21 protein-coding genes and 1 riboswitch are annotated in these 17,960 nt (G+C 65.7%); of the genes, 10 read left to right on the plus strand and 11 right to left on the minus strand.

The window, feature by feature from the left end; genetic code table 11:
- Positions 1–9: 9 nt before the first annotated feature.
- Together QF118_RS07620 and QF118_RS07625 are read right to left on the minus strand one after the other, a co-directional pair.
- On the minus strand, positions 10–720 hold the full coding sequence (locus QF118_RS07620; RefSeq protein WP_282302028.1) for a DUF484 family protein: 711 nt from the start codon (positions 718–720) through the stop codon (positions 10–12).
- A gap of 153 nt (positions 721–873) precedes the next feature.
- The gene (locus QF118_RS07625; protein ID WP_282302029.1) at positions 874–1,566 is read right to left on the minus strand and encodes a winged helix-turn-helix transcriptional regulator; all 693 of its coding nucleotides are present in this window, start codon (positions 1,564–1,566) and stop codon (positions 874–876) included.
- A 255-nt stretch (positions 1,567–1,821) separates the two neighbouring features.
- On the opposite strand from QF118_RS07625, the gene QF118_RS07630 reads away from it, so the two are divergent.
- Together QF118_RS07630 and QF118_RS07635 are read left to right on the plus strand one after the other, a co-directional pair.
- Complete coding sequence (locus tag QF118_RS07630; RefSeq protein ID WP_282302030.1) at positions 1,822–2,235, plus strand: universal stress protein; 414 nt, start codon at positions 1,822–1,824, stop codon at positions 2,233–2,235.
- 30 nt (positions 2,236–2,265) lie between these two features.
- Positions 2,266–2,817, plus strand: coding sequence for a hemerythrin domain-containing protein (locus QF118_RS07635; RefSeq protein ID WP_282302031.1), 552 nt, complete (start codon positions 2,266–2,268; stop codon positions 2,815–2,817).
- Between the two features lie 15 nt (positions 2,818–2,832).
- Here the strand turns inward: QF118_RS07635 and QF118_RS07640 are convergent, their stop codons facing one another.
- Positions 2,833–3,219, minus strand: a complete 387-nt coding sequence (locus QF118_RS07640; protein ID WP_282302032.1) for a VOC family protein — start codon at positions 3,217–3,219, stop codon at positions 2,833–2,835.
- A gap of 202 nt (positions 3,220–3,421) precedes the next feature.
- Here QF118_RS07640 and QF118_RS07645 point away from each other — a divergent pair, with 202 nt between their 5' ends.
- Entirely contained in the window at positions 3,422–3,679 is a 258-nt protein-coding gene (locus tag QF118_RS07645) for a TFIIB-type zinc ribbon-containing protein (RefSeq protein ID WP_282302033.1), read from the plus strand.
- Positions 3,680–3,746: 67 nt separating this feature from the next.
- Here the strand turns inward: QF118_RS07645 and QF118_RS07650 are convergent, their stop codons facing one another.
- The 4 genes from QF118_RS07650 to QF118_RS07665 form a co-directional block, all read right to left on the minus strand.
- On the minus strand, positions 3,747–3,932 hold the full coding sequence (locus QF118_RS07650) for a PLD nuclease N-terminal domain-containing protein (RefSeq protein ID WP_282302034.1): 186 nt from the start codon (positions 3,930–3,932) through the stop codon (positions 3,747–3,749).
- A 102-nt stretch (positions 3,933–4,034) separates the two neighbouring features.
- Positions 4,035–4,463, minus strand: coding sequence for a hypothetical protein (locus QF118_RS07655; RefSeq protein ID WP_282302035.1), 429 nt, complete (start codon positions 4,461–4,463; stop codon positions 4,035–4,037).
- A gap of 52 nt (positions 4,464–4,515) precedes the next feature.
- Complete coding sequence (locus tag QF118_RS07660; RefSeq protein ID WP_282302036.1) at positions 4,516–5,286, minus strand: DUF6782 family putative metallopeptidase; 771 nt, start codon at positions 5,284–5,286, stop codon at positions 4,516–4,518.
- Between the two features lie 166 nt (positions 5,287–5,452).
- Positions 5,453–5,704 (minus strand): hypothetical protein, encoded by a 252-nt coding sequence (locus QF118_RS07665; protein ID WP_282302037.1) that lies wholly within the window; start codon positions 5,702–5,704, stop codon positions 5,453–5,455.
- Between the two features lie 432 nt (positions 5,705–6,136).
- On the opposite strand from QF118_RS07665, the gene QF118_RS07670 reads away from it, so the two are divergent.
- The 5 genes from QF118_RS07670 (at position 6,137) to QF118_RS07690 (ending at position 10,667) form a co-directional block, all read left to right on the plus strand.
- On the plus strand, positions 6,137–6,997 hold the full coding sequence (locus QF118_RS07670; protein ID WP_282302038.1) for an FAD binding domain-containing protein: 861 nt from the start codon (positions 6,137–6,139) through the stop codon (positions 6,995–6,997).
- A 3-nt stretch (positions 6,998–7,000) separates the two neighbouring features.
- Positions 7,001–7,480, plus strand: a complete 480-nt coding sequence (locus QF118_RS07675) for a (2Fe-2S)-binding protein (protein WP_282302039.1) — start codon at positions 7,001–7,003, stop codon at positions 7,478–7,480.
- The gene (locus QF118_RS07680) at positions 7,480–9,723 is read left to right on the plus strand and encodes a xanthine dehydrogenase family protein molybdopterin-binding subunit (RefSeq protein ID WP_282302040.1); all 2,244 of its coding nucleotides are present in this window, start codon (positions 7,480–7,482) and stop codon (positions 9,721–9,723) included. Before QF118_RS07675 ends, QF118_RS07680 begins: the two co-directional genes overlap by 1 nt.
- 5 nt (positions 9,724–9,728) lie before the next feature.
- Positions 9,729–9,977, plus strand: a complete 249-nt coding sequence (locus tag QF118_RS07685) for a MoaD/ThiS family protein (RefSeq protein WP_282302041.1) — start codon at positions 9,729–9,731, stop codon at positions 9,975–9,977.
- A gap of 36 nt (positions 9,978–10,013) precedes the next feature.
- A riboswitch (FMN riboswitch) is annotated at positions 10,014–10,159 on the plus strand.
- 70 nt (positions 10,160–10,229) lie between these two features.
- Entirely contained in the window at positions 10,230–10,667 is a 438-nt protein-coding gene (locus tag QF118_RS07690; RefSeq protein WP_282302042.1) for a 6,7-dimethyl-8-ribityllumazine synthase, read from the plus strand.
- Between the two features lie 57 nt (positions 10,668–10,724).
- Here the strand turns inward: QF118_RS07690 and QF118_RS07695 are convergent, their stop codons facing one another.
- Both QF118_RS07695 and QF118_RS07700 read right to left on the minus strand, forming a co-directional pair.
- Complete coding sequence (locus tag QF118_RS07695) at positions 10,725–11,003, minus strand: YMGG-like glycine zipper-containing protein (protein WP_282302043.1); 279 nt, start codon at positions 11,001–11,003, stop codon at positions 10,725–10,727.
- Between the two features lie 150 nt (positions 11,004–11,153).
- Positions 11,154–11,402: a hypothetical protein gene (locus tag QF118_RS07700; RefSeq protein ID WP_282302044.1), complete on the minus strand. Its 249-nt coding sequence runs from the start codon at positions 11,400–11,402 to the stop codon at positions 11,154–11,156.
- Between the two features lie 154 nt (positions 11,403–11,556).
- On the opposite strand from QF118_RS07700, the gene QF118_RS07705 reads away from it, so the two are divergent.
- The gene (locus QF118_RS07705) at positions 11,557–12,810 is read left to right on the plus strand and encodes a lytic murein transglycosylase (protein WP_282302045.1); all 1,254 of its coding nucleotides are present in this window, start codon (positions 11,557–11,559) and stop codon (positions 12,808–12,810) included.
- A 3-nt stretch (positions 12,811–12,813) separates the two neighbouring features.
- On the opposite strand, the gene QF118_RS07710 is transcribed toward QF118_RS07705, so the two are convergent.
- Positions 12,814–14,418 carry an AfsR/SARP family transcriptional regulator gene (locus QF118_RS07710; protein ID WP_282302046.1) on the minus strand — a complete coding sequence of 535 codons (1,605 nt, stop codon included), beginning with the start codon at positions 14,416–14,418 and terminating at the stop codon, positions 12,814–12,816.
- 162 nt (positions 14,419–14,580) lie between these two features.
- On the opposite strand from QF118_RS07710, the gene QF118_RS07715 reads away from it, so the two are divergent.
- Entirely contained in the window at positions 14,581–15,663 is a 1,083-nt protein-coding gene (locus tag QF118_RS07715) for a phosphatase PAP2 family protein (RefSeq protein WP_282302047.1), read from the plus strand.
- 86 nt (positions 15,664–15,749) lie between these two features.
- On the opposite strand, the gene QF118_RS07720 is transcribed toward QF118_RS07715, so the two are convergent.
- Positions 15,750–17,825, minus strand: coding sequence for a S8/S53 family peptidase (locus QF118_RS07720; protein ID WP_282302048.1), 2,076 nt, complete (start codon positions 17,823–17,825; stop codon positions 15,750–15,752).
- Positions 17,826–17,960 lie beyond the last annotated feature (135 nt).

The raw sequence follows: 17,960 nt of genomic DNA on the forward strand, positions 1-17,960 counted from the left end.
GCCCGCCCCTCAGGACAGCCAGCGCCGCATGGCCCGTTCGAAAACGCCGCCGAAAAAGGCCAGAAGGTCGGTGCCTTGCTGCGGGGTGAACATGTGCGGATCTTCCGATCCCATGACCAGAAGGCCGGGCAGGCGGCCGGGGCCGAAGTCCAGCTTGAGACAGGCCTCGGAGCGCATCCAGCCGGATTTGTCGCCGTAAATTCGCGTCTCTCCGGTTTCGATCTGGCGCAGGGTCACCGGGCGCAACGGCGCCTCGCGCCCGTCCGAGACATAGTCGCTGACAAAACCGGGTTCGGCCACCGACAGTACATCGCCCAGCCGCGTCACGGCCAGCTCGCCCTCGGCGTTGGCGGATTCAAGCACAAGGCGCACGGTGTCGACGCGCAGGATCTGCGCCACTTCGCCGGCCAGGTCATGCAGGAAGGGTTCGAATTCGACCGGGTCCAGCATGCGCAGCACGGCGCGGTGAATCTGGTTGGTGCCGGCCAGGTTTTCATAGGCCGCCGCGATGACAGAGCGATGGGTGTCCTCAAGCCGGTCAAGCCGCGCCTCGAGCCGTTCCATCGCGATGCCGCGCAGGTCGATGATGTTGCCACCCATGGCGCGTTCGTTCGCCGCGATCAGCGCATGCATCAGATCCTTGTCATCCAAGATGATGTCAGGTTGGGAAATGATGGTTTCCCGAATCGAATCTTCGATGCGCTGGCTGCTGCTGGTCATGGCGATCCTGTACTGCTTTCGGGCCGCCCCTTTGCGGGTCGGTCATCTTTTGGTTGACCCTGTTTGGCCCCGCGCCCCCGCCGCTGTCAAGAAAAAGGGGGCAAGAGAGGCGGGAAACCGGGGCGGGCGCGGAATGCGGATCACAGCGCCAGATCAGGCGGCGATGGCCGCGCTGTCCATATCGCCCGAGACAAAGCGAAAGCCCGCGCCGCGCGCCGTTTCGATGTCGACCGCCCCGCCCGAGGCGGCCAGTTGCGCCCGCAGGTTGCACATGTAGACGTCGAAAACCCGGGGGTCGGGTTCGTTTTCCAGGCCGTAGATATGCGTCAACAGGGTTTCGCGCGTGACCAGCCGGCCGGGGCGCAGCGCGATGAATTCGAGGACTTCATAGACCTTGGGGGTCAGTTTCAATCGGACATCGCCCAGATGCGCGCGGTGGTGCATCAGGTCGATGCGCAGCGGGCCGTATTGCAGCACCGGACGGCCCAGCCCATGGGCGCGCCGGGCAACCGCCTGCAGGCGTGCAAGGATTTCCTCGGTCGGGCTTTGCGGGTCGATGACTGTATCGGCCCCGGCCATCAGCCAGGCGGCTGTTTGTTCGGGGGTGGCATCGCGGGCGATCAGGGCGATGGGCGCGCGCGAACGGGCGCTGCGCAGGCTTTCCAGGTCGATTCCGTCGCGGTCAAGCTGGCTGGCGGCCAGAACCAGCAGGTCCGCCTGACCGATCTGCAAATAATGCATCAGGTCCTCGGGCCGGTCGGTCCGGGTCAGCAGTGTCCCGTTGGTCACCAGCTCTTGTGCCAGGGTCATCATGTCCCAATTGGTTTCGGCGATCAGGTAACGCATCCGCTTGCTCCTTGCTGTTCTGGCCGGGAGCCCCCAAGGCCATGACAGCCCGCAAAGGGGCCACCCACATGGCAAATCGTGATCCGTCCCGGTGTCTTCTGACGGCAGGATGGATCGGAATCAGTGCGTTCTGTCACCAAGGTCAGGGATAGCGGCGAAATATGGTCGAAATGTGGACAGAACGCGGCATGACCTGCGTCAATGCGCGGCCTGCCGTCCCGCGCGATACTGACGGGCAAAACGGAGATCAGGACCATGTATACCAACATTCTTGTGCCCATCGCCTTTGAAACCGGCGGCGATGAAAAGTCGAAGGCAGCGATCGAAATCGCGCAGGTTCTTGCGGCGAAAGGGGCCAGGATCACGCTTTTGCACGTCATGGAGCGCGTTCCTGGCTATGCCATCAGCTACCTGCCAGCGGATTACTCGGCGCAGGCGCGTCAGGCGATCGCGGGCGAGCTGGCCGATATGGCCGCCGATATCAAGGGCGGCCGCGGGCTGGTGATCGAAGGCCACTCCGGGCGCACCATCCTGGACTGGGCCAAGGATCACGAAGTCGATCTGATTGTCATCGCGTCGCATCGTCCGGGCATGCAGGATCTTTTGCTGGGCTCGACCGCAGCGCAGGTTGTGCGCCACGCCGCATGTGCTGTGCACGTACTGCGTTGACTTATCGCGCCCGGTCCACACTTTGCGGGTATGGACACGAACCTTGATCTGAAGACCCGCGAAGGGTTGCCCGAGGCGCTGCGCCTTCTGCTGGAGGATTTCCCGCGGGACGAATGGCAGCATCACGCCAATTTTGCCGGACTGGTCGCCTTTTGGCTGGACCGGCACATGATGTTCCGCCGGCTGTGCGACATGCTGCGCACCGACGCCGAGGCGGCGATCGACGGGCGTCTGGCCGCCTCGCAGTGGAATCCGCGCCTGTCGCGCTTTGGCGGGATGCTGGTGCAACAGTTGCACGGCCACCACCAGATCGAGGACATGCATTATTTCCCCGTGCTCAGCCGCCGCGAAGCCGCGCTGACGCGGGGCTTTGACATCCTGGACCGCGACCATCACGCGATGGACGGTCTGCTGGACCGGTTCACCCGGTCGGCCAATGGCGTGCTGCAAGGCCAGGCCGAGGCAGGCGCCTTTCACTCCGAGGCGCTGTCGTTCGAGGCGATGTTGCTGCGCCATCTGGAAGACGAAGAAGACCTGATCGTGCCGGTCATTCTGAAACACGGGCCGGACGGGTTGCAGTAGCGGCGCGTGCCGGGGCTACAGTCCGGCCATCTCGTCCTTGTGGAAATCGACGTGGATGTGGTTCCCGTCGGGATCGCGGAAATTGACCTGCACGATGGGGAAATCCGGCACCGGGTCGATGCTGTGTTCTATCCCCGCCTGCGTCAGCCGGGAGATGAAAGTGGCCATGTCCGTGGCGCGAAAGGCGAAGTGTTCCAGCGTGCAATCGCCGCCCGCCTGCGGGGTGCTGCCCACCTCGACCAGGTGGATATAGGGCTGATCGGCCAGATACAGCCAAGCCCCGCCCATGCGAAAGGGCGGGCGCGGCCCGGGGTGCAAACCAAGGATCGCGCCATACCAGTCAACCATGGCCCGCAGGTTCGCGGTGCGGACATTGACGTGATCAAAGGCGGTGATGGGCATGGGCAGGCTCCTGTTGGCTGCGGCGGGGGCTGGCCAGGTGACACCTGCACCGGAGGTCTTGGGCCTGTCCTGTCGCGCAGGGGCGACACTACGGCTTTTGCGGCGCATCTCAAGCGCGGGCTTGGAAATATTTGCCGCGCCGGGCTGAAAACGCCGCCGGATTGCCTATCTCTGACACAGGTTTTGAAAAGGAGAGCGCGCCATGAAATGTCCCGTCGATGGAACCGATCTTGTGATTACAGACCGCACCGGGGTCGAGATTGACTATTGCCCGACCTGCCGGGGTGTCTGGCTGGACCGGGGCGAGCTGGACAAGATCATCGAACGCGCCGCCAGCTATGCGGTGCCGCCTGCGCCGCAGTCCCAGGACGTTTACGAAGACACGGTCAGCCGGTCAGAGGGCGCGCCCAGGAAAAGGGGCGGCATCGCCGATATCCTGGGCGACATCTTTGATTTCTGAAACGGGGTCGTTGGAAACACGAAAGGCGGGCCAAAAGGCCCGCCTTTGTTGATTTGAATGCAGCGTATTACACCCGAGCCACGGCGCCGCGCGGGCCTGCCACCAGCCAGGCGATAAAGCCAAGCACCGGCAGGATGAGGATGGCCAGCGTCCAGACGATCTTGCCCGCGGTCGAGGCGGACGACGTCAGGACCTGATAGATCGCATAAAGGTCCGCGATAAGGATGAGCAGTCCGAAAAAGCCGTATTCCATGGGTCTTACTCCCTTTGGGTGTGATGTTCCTATGGTTAATCAACCCTGAAATGCGGCTTTGGTTCCAACCGGGGCGGTGAAATCGTTCAGGCGACCTTGGGGCTAGCCGCCGCAGGCTTCGGGAATGACGGGGGCCCAGGTCGGGCAGAATTCGTCCCAGTACCACCAGGCGTCGGTGGCGCCGATGGCGTGATGGGTTGCGACCCAGACGTTGCCGGATTTCTGCAGCAAGGCCTGCACCGTCGCGCCGTCCCCCACGGTCGGGTCGATTTCCTGCCGACGCGCGGCGGGCGTCCGGGCGACGTCGATGACACCGCCTCCGGGGCGCTGGGCCATGACGCTGGCAAAGCCGACATTGCCGTCAACGCGCAAATCCCAGATCACGAATTCGATCGGTGCGCCAAGCGCCCATTCGATATGCGGGCGGATCGCATCCATCATGTCGGTGCGGGTCTGGGTGCCGCGCTGCGGTTCGTCCCAGGCGGCGGCCGGCGTGGCGGCAAGAAGGGCGGTGATCAGCAAGGCGCGCATGGAATTGACTCCTGAAACCATGGGCGAACAGTGCGGATCGCGCGGCCCTTGGTCAATCGAAAAACCCGTCCTTTTCCGGTGCAGCGCAGGCATAGGCGCGCCCGTCGGGCAGGCGGCACAGCTGATCGTAAAAGGCGGGCGACAGGTGTTGGTACTGCGGCAGGAGGTGGTCGCGCTCGGTCTGGTCAAGGTAATCCATGCAGCTTGCCACGTAATAGGTCTGCAGCCGGGCGGGATTGTCGAACCAGGCGTCAAAGGCCTGCGCCGCCGCCGCACCCAGATCGGCGTGCCGGGTCCAGGCCTGCTGAAAGACCTGCGCGATATCGCCTTGCAAGGGCCAGGCGATCAGGGCCTCCCACATCCGGGGCTGGCCGTTGTCCAGCAGGTACCGGGCCACCACAAGGCTGGCAACGCTGGCATCGGCCTCCATCGCGAAAACCGCCTGGGCATAGTCGGTCATCGCCAGGTCAAGAGAGGGACAGCTGCCCATGCCGAATTGCTGTGCGTGGCGCAGTTCGTGGATCAGCACTGCCTGTTGCAGGCCGGGCGAGAGCCCGTCGGACAGAACCAGCCTGCGGGTTTCGGGTTCGAAATACCCCTGCGCATCACGCAGCTGCGACGAAATGCAGATTTCCCGTACGCGGGTTTCCAGCGCGGTCTGCAGCGTCGGAAAGGCCTGCATCGCCGGGGCAAGCGCCGTCAGGGTGCCTTGCAATTCCGGCAGATCGTCAAACGGGGGCGGGGCGCAGCGCAGCGGCTCGGCCGATAGCGGCGCGAGGGGGCAGAACAACAGGGCAAGGGTCGTGGCAAGGCGGGTGCGCATCTGGTCCTGACAGAGTATGATCAGGCCAACATTGCGCGCGCCGCGCCTTGGGGTCAACTCGGGCCGCGCGCCACGGTCGGGCGCGCACAGAAAGGGGCGCGCCCAGTGGCGCCCCTTTTGGGCTGTGCGATCTGTTTCGGCCGCATTGCTGGCGGCCGGTCCGGTCTTATTCGCGAACGATGCTGTTGATCCGAGTCAGCCCGTTTTCGCCATCGCTTTGATAGTCGATCTTGATCATGTCGCCGGCGCCCAGATCGGACGGCATGTCCAGATCGGCGGCAATGTTCCAGACGGTTTTGTCGGTCAGGACAAGGATGCCGTCGACACGATCAAAGGCCAGAACCTGACCCGAGGTTTCGTCGGCCAGTACAGGGCTGGCGACAAGGGCGGTCATGACCGCGGCGAAAAGAATGCGCATGGGGGTGTCCCGTAGGAGGAAGGCGCTCTCGACGCGAACCCCGCGTCTGCAGCCGCCGGACGGAGCCTCGCGCCCGGATGCGGGGAAGATGGTGGGATTTTCGGTCCGCGCAAGGGGGTGCGCAACATTTCTTTTTGCGTCGCCGGAATGCTGTGGGGTGGCGGTTTCGGCGGCGGGTCGAAATCGCCGGGAACGTCGGGGCGCGTCGCCGGATTTGCCCAGAATTGCATTGCGCAGGCTTGGCAGACTGACCACAATGCGGCCAGCTGGATTTGCAGGTTTCAACAGGCGCAGGATGCGCTCTGACAGGATCAGTGTTCCCGGGTATGGGGAACGGACGACACGCGCAGGCGGCACGCCCTGCGCTGCAACCATTCCGGCGGCGGGGCGTTGCGCCCGGCAAGACCGGACACAAGACAACAGGGAGGCGACATGCGCTATCACAATCCGACATCCTTCGAAGATGCGGTCGGCATTGCAGCCGCCGCGCAGGGCGTGACGCGGTATCTGGCCGGGGGCACGGATGTTCTGGTCCAGATGCGCGCGGGCATGGTCCTGCCGGACGATCTGATCGATCTCAAGAATATCCCGGGGGTGCATGACATCGCGCAGACGCCCGACGGCGGCTGGCGGATCGGCATCGCGGTTTCGGGGGCCGAACTGGGCGCTCATGCCGGGCTGTGCGCCGATTGGCCTGGCGTGGTCGAGGGAATGGAGCTGGTCGGCTCGACCCAGATCCAAGGCCGGGCGACGCTGACCGGCAACCTGTGCAACGGCTCGCCCGCGGCGGATAGCGTTCCGGGGCTGGTGGCGGCGGGCGCCCTGGTGTCCGTGACGGGCCCCAAGGGGGTGCGCGAGGTTGCCGTTCAGGATATCCCGGTGGGGCCGGGCAAGACCTCGCTTGGGGCGGGCGAAGTGATCTCGGGGATCACGCTGCCGCCGCGCGGGGCAGGGGGCGGCGATGCCTATCTGCGCTTTATCCCGCGCACCGAAATGGACATTGCGGTGGTGGGCTGCGCTGTGAACCTGCGGGTTGACGGCGACACCATCACCGAGGCCCGCATCGTGCTGGGGGCGGTTGCGCCCACCGTGATCCTTGTGCCCGAGGCGGCACAGGCAATCATTGGCACCACGCTGGACGATGCGGCGGTGGACAGCCTGATCGCTGCCGTGACGGCCGCCTGCAAACCGATTTCCGACAAACGCGGCACCGCCGAGTTCCGCACCGAAGTGGCGGGCGTTCTGGCCAAGCGTGCCGCGCGCATCGCGCTTGAACGCGCGAAAGGAGCCTGAGAAATGAGCAAGATACATGTGACGACCACCGTCAACGGCGATACGGTCGAATTCCTCGCCGATCCGCGCGAAACGCTGCTGGACTGCCTGCGCGACCACCTTGGGCTGACTGGCTCGAAAGAGGGTTGCGGCACGGGCGATTGCGGTGCCTGTTCGGTGACGCTGGATGGCACGCTGGTCAGTTCCTGCCTTGTGCTGGGCGTCGAGGCCGAGGGCAAGCAGATCGGCACCATCGAAGGCATGGCCGAGGGCGCGGCGCTGCACCCGTTGCAACGCAAGTTCATCGAACACGCAGCGCTGCAATGCGGGTTCTGCACGCCGGGCATTCTGGTGGCGGCGAAATCGCTGCTGGAAAAGAACCCGGACCCAAGCGAAACCGAGGTGCGCTATTGGCTGGCGGGCAACCTGTGCCGCTGTACCGGATATGACAAGATCATCCGCGCCGTGATGGATGCGGCGGCGGAAATGCGGGGGGCTGCGTGATGGCAAAGGACGAGTTCAAGGAATTCAAGCTGGTCGGCACCAGGCCCAACCGCCCCGACGGGCTGGACAAGGTCACGGGCCGGGCGCGCTATGGCGCGGATATCTCGGCGCCGGGGATGCTGTTCGCGGCGGTGGTCCGATCGCCCCACGCCCATGCGCGGATCGTCAGCATCGACACGTCAAAGGCGATGGCGCTGGACGGGGTCAAGGCGGTCATCACCCGCGCCGATTTCCCAACCGGGCTGACCGGCGAGGACTGGGACCTGCAGGAAAACACCATGGCGGGGGAACGCGCGCTGTATGACGGTCATGCGGTCGCCGCCGTCGCCGCGACCTCGGCGCTGCTGGCACAGGATGCCGCGCGGCTGATCAAGGTCGAATACGAGGTCCTGCCGCATGTCACCGACGTCGACGAGGCGATCAAGCCCGACGCCCCGGTGATCCGCCAGGGCGCCGCCGATGCCACCGTGCCCGAAGGCAGCCCGCCCAACGTGGTGCGCTACATGGAATTCGGGCACGGCGACACGGATGCAGGCTTTGCCAAGGCCGATCTGGTCATGGAAAAGACCTACAAGACCGAGGCCACGCATCAGGGCTATATCGAACCGCACGCCTGCCTTGGCCAGTTGGGCGAGGATGGCAAGGGCGAGATGTGGGTCTGCACGCAGGGCCAATGGTATATCCGCAAGATGTGCACCGCCGTGCTGGGGCTGGAAACCTCGCAATTGCGTGTGACCCCGTCGGAAATCGGCGGCGGTTTTGGCGGCAAGACCACGATCTTCATGGAACCCCTGTCGCTGGCGCTGTCGCGCAAGGCAGGCGGGCGTCCGGTGAAACTGGTCATGAGCCGCGCCGAGGTGTTGCGCGCAACGGGGCCGACCGCTTCGGCGTCGATGGACGTCAAGATCGGCATGACCAAGGATGGCAGCATCACCGCCGCCACCGCCGAGTTCCGCATGCAGGGCGGCGCCTTTCCCGGCGCGCCGGTCGACATGGCGCTGTATTGCGCCTTTGCGCCCTATAAACTGCCTGCGGTGCATCATGTGGGCTATGACGTGCTGGCCAACCGCCCGAAATGCGCCGCCTACCGCGCGCCGGGATCGCCGATGGGCGCCTTTGCGGTCGAAAGCCTTGTGGATGAAATGTGCCGCGAACTGGCGCTTGACCCGATGGAGGTGCGCCTGAAGAACGCCGTGCGTTCGGGCGATGCCTCCAGCTATGGGCCCAAGTTCGGCTCGATCGGGTTGATCGAAACCCTCGAGGCGACAAAGGCGCACCCGAACCTGTCGGCGCCGCTGGGCCCGAACCAGGGCCGGGGCATCGCAGCGGGCTATTGGTTCAACCATGGCGGCGAAACCTCGGTGTCGATGGCGATTTCCGAAGATGGCACCGCGCAGGTGTCGGTGGGCACGCCCGACATTGGCGGCAGCCGCGCCTCGATCGCGCTGATGACGGCGGAAACGCTGGGCATTCCTTACGAGGACGTGCGGGTCAACGTGGTCGAAACCGGCGCCTTGGGCGTCAATGAACCCACCCACGGCAGCCGCGCCACCTTTGCCAGCGGCAAGGCCGCGGTCGAGGCCGCAGAGGCCGCGATCAAGGAAATGTGCCGCCGCGCCGCAGCCGAATGGGGGATCGAACCCGAGGCGGTGGAATGGGTCGATGGCGCGGCGCAGCCCGCCGGGCCCAACGCCGGCAAGTTCCCCCCGATGACCATCGCCGAAATCGCCGGCAAGATGGGCAGCACGGGCGGGCCCATTTCGGGCCACCATGAATCGGTGCCGGGGGGTGTCGGGGCCAGCTTTGGCGCGCATGTTGTCGACGTCGAGGTTGATCCCGAAACCGGGCGCACGACCATCCTGCGCTACCTTGTGGTGCAGGACGCAGGCCGCGCGATCCATCCGTCCTATGTCGAAGGCCAATACCAGGGCGGCGCCGCGCAGGGCATCGGCTGGGCGCTGAACGAAGAGTATGTCTATGACAAGGACGGTCGCCTTTTGAACCCGGTGTTCCTGGACTACCGCGTGCCGGTCGCCTCGGACCTGCCGATGATCGACACGGTCATCGTCGAGGTGCCGAACCCCGGCCATCCCTACGGCGTGCGCGGGGTCGGGGAAACCGGCATCACGCCGCCGCTGCCGGCGATCGCCAACGCCATCCACGCGGCCACCGGCGCGCGCCTGCGCCACCTGCCGATGAGCCCGCCCAAGGTGCTGGCGGCGATCAAGGCGCTGAAAGGGTAAGGCGCATGGCCAGGATCGAGGTCAACCTGTGGTCCGGCCTGCGCCGTCTGGCGGACGGTCAGCAGGTGGTTACGGTCGAGGCAACGACCGTCGGGGAAATGCTGGATGCGCTGGTTGCGGCGCATCCGGCCCTTGGCCCGCTGTTGCAGGCGGGCGTGTCGGTGGCCATCGACGGCGAAATCACCAACGGGCGCCATCTGCCCGTGACCCCGGAAAACGAGGTCTTTTTGATGCAACGGCTCAAGGGCGGCTGACGCCCTTGCTTTTTGCCATGAATCCCGGCATTCCAATCGCGTTCTCAGGGCGGGGCGAAATTCCCCACCGGCGGTTACAGCCCGCGAGCGCCTGCCAACGCCCCTTTGCGGCGTGGCAGGGTCAGCAGACACCGGTGAAATTCCGGGGCCGACGGTCATAGTCCGGATGAAAGAGAACCAGCCGACGGGGTTTGCGCCCCGCGCGGGTGGAATCGCCTTGGGACCATTTGTTGACACCTCAAGGATGGTTCCATGACTGAAAAACTGAAAATCGCCTTTATCAAGGCCCGTTGGCATTCCGACATCGTCGATCAGGCCCTTGTGGGGTTCCAGGCCCGGATGAAGGCCTGTGGCACCGCGCATGAGCTCACGGCTTTTGACGTGCCGGGGGCCTTTGAAATGCCGCTGCTGGCCAAGAAACTGGGGGCAAGCGGCACGTATGACGCAGTGGTCTGCGCCGCTTTGGTGGTGGATGGCGGCATCTATCGCCACGATTTCGTCGCCGCCGCGGTGGTCGACGGGCTGATGCGGGCGCAAATGGACACCGGGGTTCCGGTGTTTTCGGTGTCGCTGACGCCGCACCATTTCCAGCCCAGCGACGAACATGTCGGGTTCTTCCGCGCCCATTTCGTCAAAAAGGGCGAAGAGGCGGCCGATGCCGTTCTGATGGTCGCCGCTACTGGCGCTTGATCCAGCGGCCGCGCGCCCCGGCCTGTCACGGCATGGCGGCGCGCGGTTTTGGCAGACCTAGGGGCAGGGGCGGGTGTAATAGGTGCCGTCGCCGCGCGCATAGGCACAATTGCCAGTGGCCGCGTTCTGCGCGACCAGCGTACCGGCCGCAGCCCCGGCCAGCGCTGCGATCAGGCGCCAGTCCTTGTCGGCGTTCAGCGCGTTGGCGGTGATCAGGCCAGCGGCGGCCCCGGCGGTGATGCCGACGACGGTGCGCTGTTCGGGTGTCAGGTTTTCGCAGGCAGAGGCCAGCAGCAGGCTGGCCGCGGCAAGGACAACAGGAAAACGTAGGGTCATGGTCTGGCTCCGGTTTGCTATGGCGGCCTGCCCAGGCTTTCGACACTTGGCAAAGCGTCTTGGCGCTATTGGGGTTGGAGCAAGCCGCCTGAACGCAGTTGAGCACGGCCGCCATCGACGGGCATTAACCTTGGGCAAGACCGCAAGGCGTCAGGTCTGGGGATGCTCGGCCTCGGCCGGGATCGTGTCCTGATCCGGGGGGATGCGCGGTTTGCGCAGCGCCGACAGCAGCGCCAGCCCGGCCAGCAACACCAGCACGGCGGCGAAAAAGAACGCCGACAGGGCGCGCGCGGTGTTGTGCATGGCAACAGCGCTGGTCAGCCGGTCAGCGGCAAGGGCACCCGCCAGCCCAAGCAGGGACAGGGCCAGCGCAAAAAGGATCAGCTTGCGAAGGGTCATGGCAGCCTCCTGCCCATATTTTGTGTGGTGAATAGCGTTGTGTCAACTACCATGGGTTGTGCGCGCAGATCTTTGCCAAGGCCGCGCGCGCCACTTTCGGGGGGCTGCGATCCACGATAGAGTATCGAAAACCAATAAGAGCAGGGTGAATGACATGACCATCAGCAGGCGGGCTTTCTCGATCGGGATCGCGGCGATTTCTCTTTCGGGGTGCGTCGGGACAGGTGGCGGGCGGGCGCCCGCCGTGGCACGCCCCGATCCGGCAACCGACCCGGATCTGCGGCCGCAACCCAACGCCTCCTACGATGCTTGGGTCGCGGCGTTCCGCGATCGCGCCATGGCGCAGGGCATCAGCGCCGCCACCTTTGACGCGGGCTTTCGCGGGCAGGGCTATCTGCCCGGGGTGATCGAACGCGACCGCAACCAGACCGAATTCAAACGCTCGCTCGAGGATTACCTGGCCATCGTCGCCCCCGAGGAAAAGCTGCGCTTTGGCAAACCGCTTTATGCCCGGCAGATCGGCACCCTGCGCCAGATCGAGGACCGCTATGGCGTGCCGCCGCATATCCTGGGCGCGGTCTGGGGGTTGGAAAGCTATTTCGGCACCAAGCGCGGCACCATCCCGGTGATCTCTGCCACCTCGACGCTGGCCTGGGAAGGGCGGCGCGGGCGGTTCTTTGAATCCAACCTGATGGACGCGCTGCGCATCATCCAGACTGGTGACGCGCGGCCCGCGCAGCTGGTCGGCAGCTGGGCCGGGGCCATGGGTCATACCCAGCTGATCCCCAACGCCTATCAGGCCAATGCGGTCGATTTCAACGGCGACGGCAAGCGCGACATCTGGACCGAAGACCCCACCGACGCGCTGGCCAGCACCGCGCGGTTCCTGTCGCGGGCCGGTTGGCGCCGGGGCCAGACCTGGGGCCTGGAAGTGACGGTGCCCAATGGCTATTCCGGTCCCACCGGGCGCGGCAACACGCGTAGCGTCGCCACCTGGCGCGATCTGGGGCTGCGTCCAGCCAAGGGCGGCTCGCTTCCCGATCACGGGTCTGCGGCGCTGCTGGCGCCGATGGGGCTGGGGCGGCCCAGCTTTCTGGTCTATCACAACTTCAACATGATCCTGCGCTATAACCCGTCGGAAAACTACGGGCTGGGCATCGGATACCTGGCGGATCGTCTGAACGGGGGCGGCCCGCTCAGCGCCGGGTTCGGGCCGGACCAGTACGGGCTGACGCTGGACGACCGCAAGGCGCTGCAAAGGGGGCTGACCCAGCGCGGTTTCGACGCCGGAACCCCGGATGGGGTGCTGGGCAAAAAGACCGAAGCCGCCATTCGCGCCTATCAGCAAGAGCAGGGGCTGCCCGTCACCGGCACACCGTCAAGGGATCTGTTGCGCCGCTTGACCTGACGCCTAAAGCAGGGCGCGGATCGGTTCCAGCATGCCGTTCTTGCGCAGGGTCGTGACCGGATAGCTGGCGTCGTTCACAAGACGATCCAGCGAAAAGCCCGGTTCGATCTTGGTCAGCTTGTCGGCCACGGCCCGCGCCTTGTCCAGATCGCCCTGCAGGGCATACAGCGCCAAAAGCTGGCGATGCGCCGGGCGCGACAAGGGCGCCGAACGGGTCGCCGCCTCGCCTGCCTCGATGGCTTCGTCGGGCTTGTTGCAGGCAATGGCGATCAGGCAGCGCCCGGTGTCCCACCAATGCTTGAAAGGCGAGGTCGAGGCGATGTGGCTGGCCCGTTTCGACGCGGCCAGCGCCTGATCGAATTGCCCGGCGAACAGATGCGCCTCGGCCAGCGAATTCCAGGCAATGGCATTGGCGGGGTTGCGTTCCACCGCGCGCTTGGCCAGTTCGAAAAAGCCGGCGCCGTCGCGCAGGGCGGTGCCCTTGATCTTGGCGGCCAGGGCCTGGACCAGGGCATTGTCGGTGCCGCTTTCCAGCGCCTTGTAGTGCAGTTCGACCGCCTCTTCGCGCAGCCCGGCGGCGTCGTCCTCGGCCAGCTCGACGATCTGGATGGTGCGGATCAGCGCCGTCCAGGCCAGGTAGACGCCATTGTTGTCGTGGTCATAGGCCTGTTTCATCAGGCCGTAAGCCTCGCGCAGGGCGCTGCGTTCAAAACTGAACATCCGGTATAGCCCCAGCCGCGACAGGGCGGTCGCGCGGGTTTCGGGGCGCGTGCCTTCCAGCACCTGCGGCAGTTTTCCGATGATCTGGTCAGCGGCTTCGAAGACGGTCTTGCCGACCGAAACCTCGGTTTCCAGAATGTCGTTCAACCGGTCCACATGCTGCAGCTTGGAATACAGGATGCGCCCGCTGCTTTGATGCACGGCCTTGATGAACACCGAATGACCGGTGTCGTCGGGCACCAGCTGGGTTGAAATCGTCACGTCGCTGGGCGGCAGGTTCGACAAACCGTCGGGCAGGTCGCGGTCCTGGCGCCAGGCGCGGATCTGTTCCGAGATGTTTTCGCCGATCTGGTTGGCCAGGATTTCCCCCATCATCCTTTCGCGCCCGGGGTCTTCGGCCAAGGCGTTGCAATGGATCAGGATGCCGGTGGCGGGGGTCGGTTTGGCGCGGGCAATGCGGGTGCTGAGCGCGGCGCGCTCCATCCGCAGCCATTCCTCGAACTCGGGGTCGCGCACGTCGATGCCCTGCAGCAGCTCGACCCGGTCGTCCAGGGGCAGCACATCGTCAAGGCTGTCGACCCAGATCTGTTTGCGATCCAGCGACACGGTGGTGCGGTCGGCCCGCAAGGCATCGGCATGATCGCCCAGGGCGCTGCGCAGTTTGCTGAGCGCCTGGCGCAGGTTGGCGCTGGCCTGTTCGGGGCCAAAGGTCGACCACAGCTTGTCCTCGATCCAGCGCCGGGGGCGGGACATGCCGGGGCTGAGCGCCAGCAGCGCCAGCAGGGCCTGGTTCTTGGCGCCCTTGGGGGTCAGCACGTCACCCTTGGCCCCAACCATCCGAAGCGGGCCAAGCAGTGAGATGCGAAGCGTCAGGGGCCTGTTGTCCATAGTCCTGTCTGCGTTGGAGTTCACCTGACACGCTAACACCGGGTCGAAGAGGCGGCAACTGTCGTGAATTCTTCGTTAATCCTTTGGCACAGGGCGATCGGGCTTTGACCCGTGGTCCGGTTTCGACAAAGGTTGGGGCATTGCATTTGAAAGGGACTTATTATGCCGCGGTTGGGCTATGACGGATATGATGGGTATGATGGTTACGACGGGTATGACGGTTACGATGGCTATGATGGGTATGACGGCTATGACGGCTATGATGGCCGCGGCGGCAGGGCGCCCAGCGGCGCGCTAGGCGCGGCCCGCGACGGCACGGTCGGGTTCTGGGACGGCACCGCGGACCGCACCCCCAAAAGCACCGGACGCGACAGTTGGGCAGCCTATCAGACGCTGGGCGGCACGCCCAAGGCAAAGGTCCTGGACCAGGCCATCGGGTCCATGTTCGACGTCGCGCTGGACAATGCGGCGCAGGCCAACACCATTGGCACGGTCCGCTGCCAGGGCCAGCCCATCGTCACCCTGCACAAGCCGGCCGATGATTTCCTGGCCCAGCACCAGCTGCCCTATCTGCGCACGGCGGCCGATCTGCGCCCCGACAGGCTGGGCGAGATCAAGGTGCAGATGAGCAACCTCAAATCCTTTTTCGGGCTGGTGGGGCACATGTCCCCGGCGGCGACCAAGTGGACCTTGATGCTGCACTACGCGGTTTTGCGGCTGATGCAGGGGATCGAACATCCGCTCAAGTTCGGGTTTGACGTCGCCCGGCCCATCGCCATGTCTTACAAGGTCCAGCCGATCATCCAGACGCCGGGGCATGGCGCCTGGCCTTCGGGACACGCGACCGAAGCCTTTGCACTGGCGACCCTGCTGACCCGGCTGTTCTACAACCGCGCCTTTGACCCGGCGTCCGAGATCGCCTCGGGGAACGAGTTGTACCGCCATGCCGCCCGGATCGCGATGAACCGGACCATCGCCGGTGTGCATTTCCCCACCGACAGCATGGCCGGCGCCGTGCTGGGCGTCACCGTAGCCGAGGCCCTGGTGCGCAAGCTGGAGGGCGAGACGCAGACAACCGCGCGGCTGTACCACGGCGATACCTATAAGGGTGATTTTAACCTTTCCCTGCTTTCTTCTGCCCTCGACGATGCCTCGGTGATCGAGACGTCGTCGGCCCCGCTGTCGGGTGACGCGGTGCCGACCTGGCTGGCCCGGATGTGGGCCACCGCCAAGGACGAGTGGTAATCGGTTTTAGGTGGTGAACGTCGGGGCCCTGGCCCTGACCGAAGCGTATTGGTAGGCCGGGGCGCCGCAAGGCCCCCGGCTTTTTATCATCCCACCAGCGGGGCGGTGTCCTTGTCCTGCGGCGCATCCATCCGGGGCGGCAGGTCGCGCAGCTGCACCAGGTAATCCCCAAGGCGGGCGGCCTTGCCGTCCTCGACGGCCAGCAGGTCGATCCTTGCCGGATCAAGATCGGCGCTTGGCCTGCCTTTGCCGGCGTTCTTGACGATCCGTTTCGCCGAATGGCCCAGGGCCCGGGTCAACCGCGCGGCAGCGGCGCTGGTCCCCCCAATGGCGCGGGCCGAGCCGCTGAGCGTACCGCTGGCCAGCAGGCCGCGATGAAACACCCCGTCCTGCGCGCTGACCGCGGCCGTGGGGCCGGGAACCGACCAGGGCGCGCCTTGGGCGCTGTAGCGGGCGGGTTGATCGCCTTGCGGGCCGCCGCGATGCGCTGCTGCGGCGACGCAAAACACCTGCCGGGCCGGGGCTGTCGCCATGGCGCTGTGCGTGCCTTCATGGGTGATCGGGCAACCGGGGGCATAGGCCCCGTAGTCCATCGCCTCGGGGTTCCAGTCATGCGCGTCGGCGTCGTCGAAATAGCTTTGCCGTGCCTGGGCGCGATAGCCGCGCAGGGCATCGTCGCGCTGGATTTGCAGGACCGGCTCCAGCGCCTCGGGGCCCTCGTGGCGCAGCGTGACGCGCCATGCGCCAGAAGGGGCCTCGGGCTCGGCCTGCTTGCGCGCTTCTGTGGGGGCAAGGGCCAGGACCACATGGGCCGGGCTCACCACTCCGGTGCCGAAGTCCCGCGCGGGCACGTGGTACAGGCGGGCGATGGCCTGGCCGTCCTGTTCAAGACTGCGTAGCTGGCCGGGGGCAAGTGGGCCAAACCCGGACGTCGTGCCATCGGGCGCGGTCAGGGCGACCTGAAGATCGCCCATATCCCTGCGCGGCAGGCGCAGTTCCAGGTAGCTTGGGGTCTGGTCGCAGGGTTGCACGCGCCAGGTGATGTCGCGGTCGGTGCGCTTGCGATTGTCTGCCGCCTTGTACTTAAACCGGGCAACCAGGTGCCCCTGGTGGTCATTGCCAAAGGACCAGACGATGCGCACCGGCTGGCCAGTGACCCGTTCCCATTCCGCCGCCTCGCGGGCGATCTGGTATTCGACAAAGCGGCTGCCGTCCTTGGGGCCGGCCAGCACGCCCAGCGACAGGTTGACGATCACCGGCGCGGTCTTGTCGATCTCGCCGGCGCGGCGCAGGATCCAGCGCACCGCCTGCACCATGTAGCTTTCGAAGCGGGTGCCCGAGGTGTCCTCGATCGCCTGTGGCGGCAATTGCACCGCCAGCAGCGGCCAGTCGCGAACCGCGTCGTCGCCCGCCGGATCAGCCCCTGCCGCCAGATCAAGGATATGGGTGCCGTGGGTCGTGGAAAACCCGGTGATCTGACGGGCCTCGCCTTTGAACAGGCGATCGTTCAGCGCGGCATAGGCGGCACATTCGGGCTGCGCCAGCAGGGCGGTGATCTGGGTCTGCGACAGGGTTTCGCCCAGCAGGACACCGCCACCGGGCCCGCGCTGTTCCAGCGACTGGAGCCAGAGCGCGTGAAAGCGGCTGGTCTGCGTGCCATCGGCCGCTTGCCTGCGGAACCGGGCGTTGAGAAAGCCGATGCCGTCGTCGACGACCGCGATGATCGGAGCACCCTTTTGCGGGTTGGCCGGGGCCGGGGCGACGGGCGCGGCAGGGCTGGCCGCATCGGAAATCACCACGGGAACGCCGGTATCGAGAACCTCGAACAAGGCGGCGAATTCGGCATCCGACGTGCCAAGGCGGCGGTAGAGCGCATATTCGTCCGGCAGTCCGGCCAAGGCATCCGTGGGGGCCGCCCGCGCCGTCAGCTCGGCATATTCATGGCCATCCATCAAAAGCCGCCCCGAACCATCCGCCAGCGCTGCGATCAGCCCCGTGCGCGCGCCCGGTCCGACAAGGCGCACAAAGATCGGCTCGTACTCCTGGCCGGAGTCGGGTTGCGCAGGCGGCAAGGCCGCGCGCCGACGCGTCAGCAGGTCCGACCAGTCCAGATAGGCATCGCGAAAGCGCGCATCGCGCGCGTCGGTCCATTTCAATCCCATCGGGGCCTCCTGCAAATGTCTCAATCTATGGTCTCAGGTAAGTCCGGCATGGGGCGCTGCGTCAAGAATGGCGCGGCTGTTTACGGTCTATTCACGCGGGAAATTGGCGACCCTTTGGGCATGTCTGGGCAATTT

Source organism: Tropicibacter oceani, from assembly GCF_029958925.1.
GTDB classification, from domain to species: Bacteria; Pseudomonadota; Alphaproteobacteria; order Rhodobacterales; family Rhodobacteraceae; genus Pacificoceanicola; species Pacificoceanicola oceani.